Below are 9,418 nucleotides of genomic sequence, written 5' to 3'. Positions count from 1 at the left end.
GCCAGGCATCAAACAAGTGAAGAGCCCATCCTGACGGATGGGCTTTTTGCGTTTTTGTCGTCTGAACCGACCGGACATCGGTTTACCCATAAAACCCATCTCCGCGGTCATTTCTACCTTTTACTCCCTGCTTTCATCCACATCTTCATAATAATAACCTGCCGGTTTATGCGGGCTCTCTGTATAAAGATACAGAAGATTCCACTAGCCACACTTCAGTCTTATGTACCAGGCTTATAATGTCTATCAGCCAGCCCGTGAGAAAATAATGGCCATTAAGCCTTTTAATTACCAGCAAGACTTTTCCAGCATCGATTTTCGCCAGCATCCGGAGCTTTATCAGGTAGGAAGAGGTGAACAGGGCGTGTTGTTGGTTGAACCCTATAAAAGCGAAATTCTTCCCTACTGGCGCTATAAAGATGAAGCATCGGCGATTGAATCTGCCAGGAAAATTTATCAGCTCTTCGAGTTTTATCGACAGCAGAATGATTTTGTCGGTATGGATATGGCGCGCAAATTTATTCAGATGGGCTACACCCGGGCAAGGCGTTATGCCAATTACAAAGGCGGTAAAAAATACGCGAAGGAAGGGCACCTGAATTCGCGAGGTAATGATCCTGTTAAGGCGGCAGCTGCGGCAGTTTTCAAACAATGGTGGGATAAGCTTCGTCAGGATGAAGATTATCTCCAGCGAAAAAAGAAACATCAGGCTCATTGGGGATAATTTTCAGCATCGATCTTCCTGCCCCACATAAACACATAAATTTGTGCCGCAATGTCGCCTGTATAAAAACCTGTTCTGGCCCGCTATTCACCATATTTCACTTTGCTAATCCTGAAGAATCTCCTTTTAATCGCGAAAACCTGTAGTACGAAAAAAAATGTGAATGGCATCACAAACTAAAAAATAACAATTATATAACATTTAATTTACTAATCGATTTGTCTGATTGAGCGGGGTCACCCGACGCGGCAGATTGCAGTCTTTGCTGGAGCAGAATTACAATGACAGAAAGCAGTATTAGCGAACGCGGATCCCTGGATCAGGGTGATACCCGGCGCCGTATATGGGCAATTGTGGGGGCGTCATCAGGGAATTTGGTGGAATGGTTTGATTTCTACGTCTATTCATTTTGCTCACTCTACTTTGCGCACATCTTCTTTCCTTCTGGCAACACCACTACGCAATTGTTACAAACTGCAGGGGTATTTGCGGCGGGTTTTCTGATGCGTCCGATCGGGGGATGGATATTCGGGCGCATTGCTGACCGCCGTGGACGTAAAACCTCTATGCTTATCTCCGTATGCATGATGTGTTTTGGTTCACTGGTGATTGCCTGCCTGCCGGGTTATGCAACGATAGGGACCTGGGCACCGGCTCTGCTGCTACTTGCACGCCTGTTCCAGGGCCTGTCCGTTGGCGGAGAATACGGTACCAGCGCGACCTATATGAGCGAAGTCGCGGTGGAAGGAAAGAAAGGTTTCTATGCCTCATTTCAATACGTCACGCTGATTGGTGGGCAACTTCTGGCCGTGCTGGTTGTGGTTGCCTTACAGCAGATCCTCAGCGATGAAGAGCTTCATGCCTGGGGATGGCGTATCCCGTTTGCGCTTGGCGCAGTCCTGGCTATCGTTGCCCTGTGGCTGAGACGACAGCTGGACGAAACGTCTAAACAGGAAACGCGCGCGTTAAAAGAAGCGGGATCGTTTAAAGGATTATGGCGTAACCGTAAGGCATTTATCATGGTGCTCGGATTCACTGCCGCAGGGTCGTTAAGCTTTTATACCTTTACAACCTATATGCAGAAATATCTGGTCAACACCGCAGGCATGAGCGCGGGCACCGCCAGCATGATTATGACCGCTGCCTTATTTGTTTATATGCTTGTTCAGCCGCTTTTCGGCGCGCTTTCGGATAAGATTGGCCGCCGGACCTCAATGCTCTGTTTTGGCGTACTTGTCACCGTCTTCACTGTCCCGATTCTCAATGCATTACAGAACGTGAGTTCACCGTATGCGGCATTTGCTTTAGTGATATGCGCCCTGTTGATAGTAAGCTTCTATACCTCAATCAGCGGCATTCTGAAGGCCGAAATGTTTCCTGCTCAGGTTCGTGCCCTGGGGGTTGGACTCTCTTATGCGGTGGCCAATGCGCTATTTGGCGGCTCGGCAGAGTATGTCGCGCTGTCGCTAAAATCAGCGGGAATTGAGCACGCCTTTTACTGGTACGTGACCGTCATGGGAGCGATTGCCTTCCTGGTCTCCCTGACGCTGCATCGTAAAGGCAAGGGGCTACGTTTGTAGCATTACTGATGTGCCAGCTGCCATACCGCATAGCCGGTAGTGGCACCTGCCACATCCCAGGCAAAATCTTTCCAGCTCCAGCCGCTCCCTGACGGGCGGCTGTCCCATAGCTCCTTCGATGCCCCTAAGCTCACGGAAAACATAAAGCCTATAGCGGCACTCCGGTCGCGGCTATAGCCCTGATGCTGGGCATATTCATTGCCTGCGGCGGAAAGCATGGCTGAGGCGAGGAAGTGTTGGGCTTTATCCTGGCCGCTCCATGAATCATTAGCCATATGGCTGCAGCCAGTCAGTAATAATAGTGGGGCAATAAGCATGATGACGCGCATACTAATTCCAGAAAAAGCCCCGCTGGGCGGGGCGTGAATTCAGAGAATACGGCTGATAAGGCGGTCGATTCGGATACGTCGCAGACGCCTGATCAGTTTGCGTACCTTTATCGGGTAATCGGCAATACTTTGCAAATCGCGATAGTGCTGAACGATCGTAGTATGTTTGCGGATGAGATTGAGCTCTTTTTCACGCATTGCGCCGAGCTGGTATTTTGGATCGTGGATAAGTATCGCGTTTTCCAAATCCAGCCGCCATGCGCGCGGGTTCAGGTTATTGCCGGTCAGCAGCATCCATTCGTCATCAACCCACATGCCTTTCAGGTGGTAGCTGTTATCGTCGTCCTTCCATAAACGGACAATCAGCTGATCGGTATTGACATAATACTGCAGTCGGCTCAGGAAGCGTCGCAGATTGATTTCGTAAAGATAGGGCAGCGCGCCGATAATTTTAAACGGCTGATCTTCCGGAATATAGAAATCATTAGCGGTTTTATCACCAACGATAATTTCGACTTTCTTCCCGCTACGTAGCAGCTGGATGATATTACGTACCAGCAGAGCGGGCAGGTTGAAATAGGGGGTGCAGATAGTCAGCTTATGCTCAGCGCAGGGCATCAGATGAAAAATGGTTTTATTCAGCAGACTCGTCTTCCCGAGGCCCACTAACGGAGTGACCGACAGCTGGTCATCGTCAGCATTGCCGATAAAATGATAGCTGCTATCGCGGAGCTCCTGGCGATACTGGCGGATGTCATTTTTGATTTCCGGACTTTTTGGCCGATCGGCCCTGTCAAGGCGGTTAACGCCACGCCCTTGCACCAGGTTATTCTCAACCCAGTCGAACATCACATCAGCCATTTTACCGTTGCGAATGCACTGGTAGCGGTCGTAGCGATACTTATCGTGTTGATGCAGGTAAACATCATTCAGACTGGCGCCGCTGTAGAGAACGCTGTCATCAATGATAAAACCTTTGAAGTGGAGGACGCCGAGCGCTTCCCGGGTATTGACCGGAACGCCATAAACCGGGATATCGACACCGGGATTTTCCTGCGCCATGCGGCAGTACCAGTCGGCATTGGTGTTTGACGCCGCGACGCCAATACGCCCGCGCTGGGCGCGATGCCAGTCGACCAACACCTGAACATCTAATTCGGGACGCTGACGCTTAGCGTCATAGAGCGCCTGCAAAATTCCTTTGCCGCCATCATCCTGTTCCAGATAAAGCGCAATGATACAAATACGCTGGGTGGCTTGAGCTATCCTGGCCAGTAACGCTTGCCGAAAATCTGCCGGAGCGTAAAAGAACTCGATATCATCAACTGACTGAGAAAGCTTAGGGAGTTGGGCAAGGTGTTGTTGATGTTTATTGCGTTTAAATTTTGACAACATCACAGTGCGTTTCTTCTCTGTTTATTGAAGGGTCTTCTGTACCATGCAGACGACGTAAGCGGGCAATAATACCATTACTACCCGTTAAAGTAGTCAACAATTGCGGCCAGCCGTTTGTAATTGCTCAGGTACAAGCTGTAGAGACAAACTGACAATTCCATCTTCAAGCTGAATATCAACCGAGAATCCTAGCTTTCTGGCGAGTCCGATCATGCCTTTATTATTCGGCATGGTAATGCCATTCAAACGCTGCAGGCCGTGGTTTTGCGTGTAGGCAATCAGCTTTTCCAGGAGCTTGCGGCCTAACCCCATACCCTTCAGGTCGGAGCGCACCAGTACAGCAAACTCGGCATCGATATTATCCGGATCGGAGATCGCTCGCGTTACGCCGAGGATCTCGTTCCCCTCGGCGGTGGTGCGCACAGCAACAAAGGCCATTTCTCGATCGTAGTCGATCTGCGTCATATTGGCTAAATCATCATGAGTAAATTCGTTGATTTCGCTGAAGTAACGATAATAAAGATCTTCTTTCGTGACCTGAGCGATAAAGGCCATAAGCTGCGGCTCATCTTCCGGGAGGATGGGACGGAAAAGACAGCGTTCGCCATTCTTCATCACCACCCACTCCTCCTGCTGCTGAGGGTAAGGGCGTATGGCCAGGCGACTTTCACTATCGCCGGTAAACGGTGCGAGAGTTAACGTGACATCAAGCGCGGTAAACTCGTGGCCGGAAGCCAGAAGAGGGTGAATATCCAGGCGCTGTATTTCCGGACAGTCGACGATCAAATTCGATACCTGTACCAGTAGCTGGCTCAGGCCAGGAATATCGAGAGGGCGCAGCGCGCTGCGGCCGCGCACTTTTTTACTTTTGATGGCCTGGATAACCAGATAGCGCGCAAGGTTCATATTCAACGGCGGGAGCGCGACGGCGGCCTGATCCTCAGCCCGCCATTCGACGCCGCCTTCCCCCAGCATGATCAGCGGCCCAAAAACCGGATCGTGCTCAACGACAACCCGCAGCTCCTGCGCCCCGGCGCGATTAGCCATGCTTTGCACCAGCAGCCCGTGAATACGCGCCTGAGGCCAGGTCATTTTGACGCGATCGATAATCGCGTCCGCGGCCTGCTGTACCTCGGTAGCCGTGCGCAGATAAAGCATAACCCCCTGAACTTCCGACTTGTGCGGAATATCAGGCGAGCGCAGCTTCAGAGCGACGGGGTAGCCAATCTGCTCGGCAATATGTACAGCCTCGGCGCTATCAGCGGCAATCCACGTCGGCAGGGTATGAATACCGTAAGCATGCAGAACGGGGCTCACTTCATGGGTATCCAGCGACGTTGCGCCTTCATTCATTGCCCGTTGCAGCAGGTTGTGCGCTTCGGCAGCGTTAGTGGTTAACGAATTTGACAGGACCGGGGTTTCCCTGAGCTGTTTCTGGTTACGCCGGTACTCCACCATGTGCATAAAAGCGGTAATGGTTCCTTCAGGCGTTCGATAGGTCGGCAGCCCCGCATCGCTAAACAGGCGCCGCGCTTCTTGTGAAGAGAACTCACCGCACCAGTTGGTAAGTACCGTAACGTATTTGCCGCGCGGGTGGCGCTTCAGGGCGTCAATCAGCGCCAGCGCGCTCTCTGTTCCCGGTGCGGCAGCGCTGGGAGAGTGGATCACCAGCAGCGCATCGTAGTCATGGCTATCCAGCAGTACGTTCAACGCTTTGAGGTAATGCTCGCTGCTGGCGTCATCGCGTAGATCCAGCGGGTTGGCAATATCGATGGTTTCAGGTAATGCCTGACGAAGAGCGCTGCTGGTCTCTTCGCTGAGCGCGGCGAGTTTGCCGTTACGCAGCCAGAGCTCATCCAGCGCCAGCGCAGCCGGAGCGGCGCCGTTGCTGATTATCATCAGTTTCTCGCCGCGCAGCGGGCGCATGTGGCTGAGGGTTTCGACCGCTGAGAACAGCTCGTGCGTGTCCTGTACGCGCAATAAACCTGCGCGCTGAATAGCGGCGTCCCAGGCCGGATCCATGCCAGAGTTGACGTGCAGAAGCTTCTGCGCAGCCGGACTGCGTCCGCTTTTAATCACCAGGATCGGCTTATTACGCGATGCGCTGCGGGCCGCTGAGACAAAACGACGGGCATCGCTGAGGTGTTCGAGATAAAGCAAAATGGCGCTGGTTTTACTATCGCGAGCGAGGAAATCAAGCAGGTCATCAACGTCGATGTCCAGACTATCCCCCAGCGCAATAAAGTAAGAAAACCCCATCTCACGCTGCTGGGCCCAGTCGAGGATGGTATTGGAGACCGCCGCCGATTGCGAAATAAACGCCAGTTTGCCGCGATGAATAGGCACCGGCGAAAAGCTGGCGTTGAGGCCCTGCCACGGCGCAAGCAGGCCAAGGCTGTTAGGGCCAAGCAGCCGCATCTGGTAGCGGGAGGCGCATTCAAGCAGCGCGGGATACTGTTCGGGGATGGAGGAGAGAATGATGCAGGTTTTGCACCCTTTTTGCCCCAGCGCTTCCAGCAGCTCAAGATTTCGGCGGGCGTTAGTACAAAGCACGGCGAGATCGGGCGTGAAGGGCAGACTGTCGACGTCAGGCCAGGCCAGTACGCCCTGAACCGCTTTCCACGCTGGCGTTACGGGGAGAACGGGGCCGCTAAATCCGCCCGCCAGCAGGTTGCGCATCATCAGATAACCGGCGCGCTGTGGTTTCATTGATGCGCCAATAACGGCGATCGACTTTGGCCGCAGCAATGCTTCCAGGCCTCGTTGGCTCATACCGGTCTCCTTTGATCCCCAGTGACCGGATGATTTTAAACGTTTTCTGTCAGTTGTGCTGTGATACTGCCCTTATGCTGAGTTTTTCCTGCCAGGTAGCGCGTTCTGAATAAGCTGAAGTGCCCGCCAAGGGCCGTGGCTGCGCTTTTATCCCCCGCGAGATCCAACAGCGCAATCGCGACTTCGGCAGTACAGTATTGGCCTTCTGCGTGAGCTTCCCGCAGGTGATAAGCGGAGATACGCGACAGATCGACGGAAATCATCGGCAGCGCGTCAAGCCAGGGGCTTTTACGGAACATTTTTCGCGCTTCGGGCCAGGTGCCGTCGAGCATAATAAACAGCGGTGGTTTACCCGGGGGCGGTGAATCAAGTACCTGACGCTCCGGGCCAGCATAAGAGGCAGGAAAAACCACCATCGGCTGATATTGCGCGTCGGCGACGAGATCGAGAAGCGCCTGCGGCGGTTCGGTTCGTGACCACTGAAAGGCCTCCGTATCCGGCAGTATATCGGCAATCAGGCGACCGGTATTGCTGGGCTTCATTGGCTCGGTATCGAACATCACCAGGCAAAAACGGCTGGCGGCAGCAGCCGGCTTGAGGGTGGCGCAAAGGCACTGCTTCAACGGCAGCAAGCAACGCTGGCAGCGGTGGATACGGTTGCCGCGAGCAAGAAAAGGCCGGGTGGCGCGCGCGAGGCGTTCGGCGCGAAGGCGAAGGACGGCGTTATCAGTCATGGGGATCGCTAAGAAAAAACGCCATTGTCGCAGAGGAGAAAACGGGGCACAAGCGGTGCCCCGTGAGGTTTACTGCTGGCCTGCTTCGTTTAGCCAGCTATCGAAAGGTGCTTTAGGTACGGCGCCATTGAGCATGTCGATAACTTCGCCATTTTTAAACATCATAATGGTCGGGATGCTGCGAATGCGGAAGCGAGCGCTCAGTTCACGCTCCATCTCGGTATTCACTTTCACGAAACGCATTTCGCCGCTGCGTTCTTCAGCCACATCTTCAAAGATTGGCGCAAAGTTACGGCAGGGGCCACACCACGGCGCCCAGAAATCAACAACCACGGGCAGATCGTCCTTCAGCAGTTTATCCAGCGTTGCCCCGGTCGCGTTGATCACATCGCCATCAAAAAGATCGTGACCGCAGCGCCCGCATTTCGCGCCATCGGCGCTACGATCGTCGGGGATGCGGTTCAGAGCCTGACAACTGGCACAAACGGTATTCATAACTAACCTCTGGTTATGGGTTGCAGCGCGGCACGTGGCCGATTTGTTTCTGTAATGTTACATATTATCGATGCACTGCGAATAAAGGACAATGAGTTTTATTCAATGAATACGATAGACTCAGGCTTTTAAATGAAATAATGGCTAAGTGATGGCACATCGGGTAATCTGCGCGCTTCGCGCAGCGCAGGTGGAGAAAATGAATGAGCGACGACGAACTGAAAAATAAAAGCGGCAAGGTCAAAGTGATGTATGTCCGCAGTGATGATGATTCTGACCGACGTACCCATAACCCGCGTACCGGGAAGGGCGGGGGACGTCCAGGAAAGTCTCGTGTTGACGGTCGTAACCGCCCTGCGCGCGATGAAAAAGAGAGCCGCGGTGGCGATCGTAAACGTGACGATCGCAAGCGTGAAGGCTTTGGCGGCGAGGGCTCCTCTCCGTGGCGTACCGTATCCCGCGCGCCGGGCGATGAGGCGCCGGTAAAAGCGGATCACGGCGGGATCAGCGGAAAAAGCTTTATCGATCCTGAAGTGCTGCGCCGCCAGCGCGCGGAAGAAACCCGCGTTTATGGTGAAAACGCCTGCCAGGCGCTCTTCCAGAGCCGTCCGGACGCCATCGTTCGCGCCTGGTTTATCCAGAGCGTGACCCCGCGCTTCAAAGAAGCTCTGCGCTGGATGGCGGCGAATCGTAAAGCCTATCATGTGGTCGATGAAGCAGAGCTGGCGAAAGCGTCCGGCACTGAACACCACGGCGGGGTTTGCTTCCTGATTAAAAAGCGCCACGGCACTTCCGTTGAGCAGTGGGTGGCTAAAGCCGACGCTGAAGATTGTGTTCTGGCGCTGGAAGATGTCGGCAACCCGCACAACCTCGGCGCGATTATGCGCAGCTGCGCGCACTTTGGCGTCAAAGGCGTGATTGTGCAGGATGCCGGCGTTATGGAGTCCGGCGCCGCGATTCGTACTGCGGAAGGCGGCGCGGAGCACGTTGAGCCGATTACGGGCGACAGCTTCATTGATACGCTCGAGCGCTTCCGTAAAGCGGGCTACGCGATTGTTTCTACTTCCAGCCATAACGGGACTCCGCTGTTCAAAGCCGAGCTGCCGAAGAAAATGGTGCTGGTGTTAGGGCAGGAGAGTGACGGTCTTTCTGACGCCGCTATCTCCAGCGCCGATCTGAACATCGCGATTGAAGGCACCGGTAACGTTGAAAGCCTGAACGTGTCCGTAGCAACCGGCGTGCTGCTGGCTGAATGGTGGCGGCAGAACAAGGCGTAACACCTTGTCTCAGAGTCAAAATGCCAGCGCAATGCTGTAATGCCGATCAGTTAAGGATCGGTTGATCGATCCAGTGGCTGTGTAAGAATCCGGAAAGGCTCACCCTTTTCCG

The 9,418-nt window shown here is 53.7% G+C and carries 8 protein-coding genes; 3 read left to right on the top strand and 5 right to left on the bottom strand.

Features of this window, described 5'->3' with window-relative positions; all coding sequences use genetic code 11:
* Window positions 1-268 precede the first annotated feature (268 nt).
* Both ACESQ2_RS28210 and ACESQ2_RS28205 read left to right on the top strand, forming a co-directional pair.
* Window positions 269-724, top strand: a complete 456-nt coding sequence (locus ACESQ2_RS28210; protein ID WP_046878655.1) for a DUF4385 domain-containing protein — start codon at window positions 269-271, stop codon at window positions 722-724.
* Between the two features lie 281 nt (window positions 725-1,005).
* Window positions 1,006-2,304 (top strand): MFS transporter, encoded by a 1,299-nt coding sequence (locus tag ACESQ2_RS28205; protein WP_049069706.1) that lies wholly within the window; start codon window positions 1,006-1,008, stop codon window positions 2,302-2,304.
* A 2-nt stretch (window positions 2,305-2,306) separates the two neighbouring features.
* On the opposite strand, the gene ACESQ2_RS28200 is transcribed toward ACESQ2_RS28205, so the two are convergent.
* From ACESQ2_RS28200 to trxC, 5 genes are all read right to left on the bottom strand, one after another.
* Window positions 2,307-2,633, bottom strand: coding sequence for a YfiM family lipoprotein (locus ACESQ2_RS28200; RefSeq protein WP_014839230.1), 327 nt, complete (start codon window positions 2,631-2,633; stop codon window positions 2,307-2,309).
* Between the two features lie 39 nt (window positions 2,634-2,672).
* Window positions 2,673-4,028: a CDP-diacylglycerol--serine O-phosphatidyltransferase gene (gene pssA, locus ACESQ2_RS28195; protein ID WP_373171592.1), complete on the bottom strand. Its 1,356-nt coding sequence runs from the start codon at window positions 4,026-4,028 to the stop codon at window positions 2,673-2,675.
* Window positions 4,029-4,121: 93 nt separating this feature from the next.
* Window positions 4,122-6,800, bottom strand: coding sequence for a protein lysine acetyltransferase (gene pat, locus ACESQ2_RS28190; protein ID WP_014839229.1), 2,679 nt, complete (start codon window positions 6,798-6,800; stop codon window positions 4,122-4,124).
* A 35-nt stretch (window positions 6,801-6,835) separates the two neighbouring features.
* Window positions 6,836-7,534 (bottom strand): tRNA-uridine aminocarboxypropyltransferase, encoded by a 699-nt coding sequence (locus tag ACESQ2_RS28185; RefSeq protein WP_014839228.1) that lies wholly within the window; start codon window positions 7,532-7,534, stop codon window positions 6,836-6,838.
* A 69-nt stretch (window positions 7,535-7,603) separates the two neighbouring features.
* Window positions 7,604-8,029 (bottom strand): thioredoxin TrxC, encoded by a 426-nt coding sequence (gene trxC, locus ACESQ2_RS28180; RefSeq protein ID WP_004104599.1) that lies wholly within the window; start codon window positions 8,027-8,029, stop codon window positions 7,604-7,606.
* A 203-nt stretch (window positions 8,030-8,232) separates the two neighbouring features.
* On the opposite strand from trxC, the gene ACESQ2_RS28175 reads away from it, so the two are divergent.
* Window positions 8,233-9,306, top strand: coding sequence for a tRNA/rRNA methyltransferase (locus ACESQ2_RS28175; RefSeq protein ID WP_004123719.1), 1,074 nt, complete (start codon window positions 8,233-8,235; stop codon window positions 9,304-9,306).
* Window positions 9,307-9,418: the final 112 nt, after the last annotated feature.

This window comes from Klebsiella sp. Q11, from assembly GCF_964241505.1.
Lineage (GTDB): Bacteria > Pseudomonadota > Gammaproteobacteria > Enterobacterales > Enterobacteriaceae > Klebsiella > Klebsiella michiganensis.
Note: the sequence above shows the minus strand (reverse complement) of the source record. Positions and strands in the feature narration are given on the sequence as shown.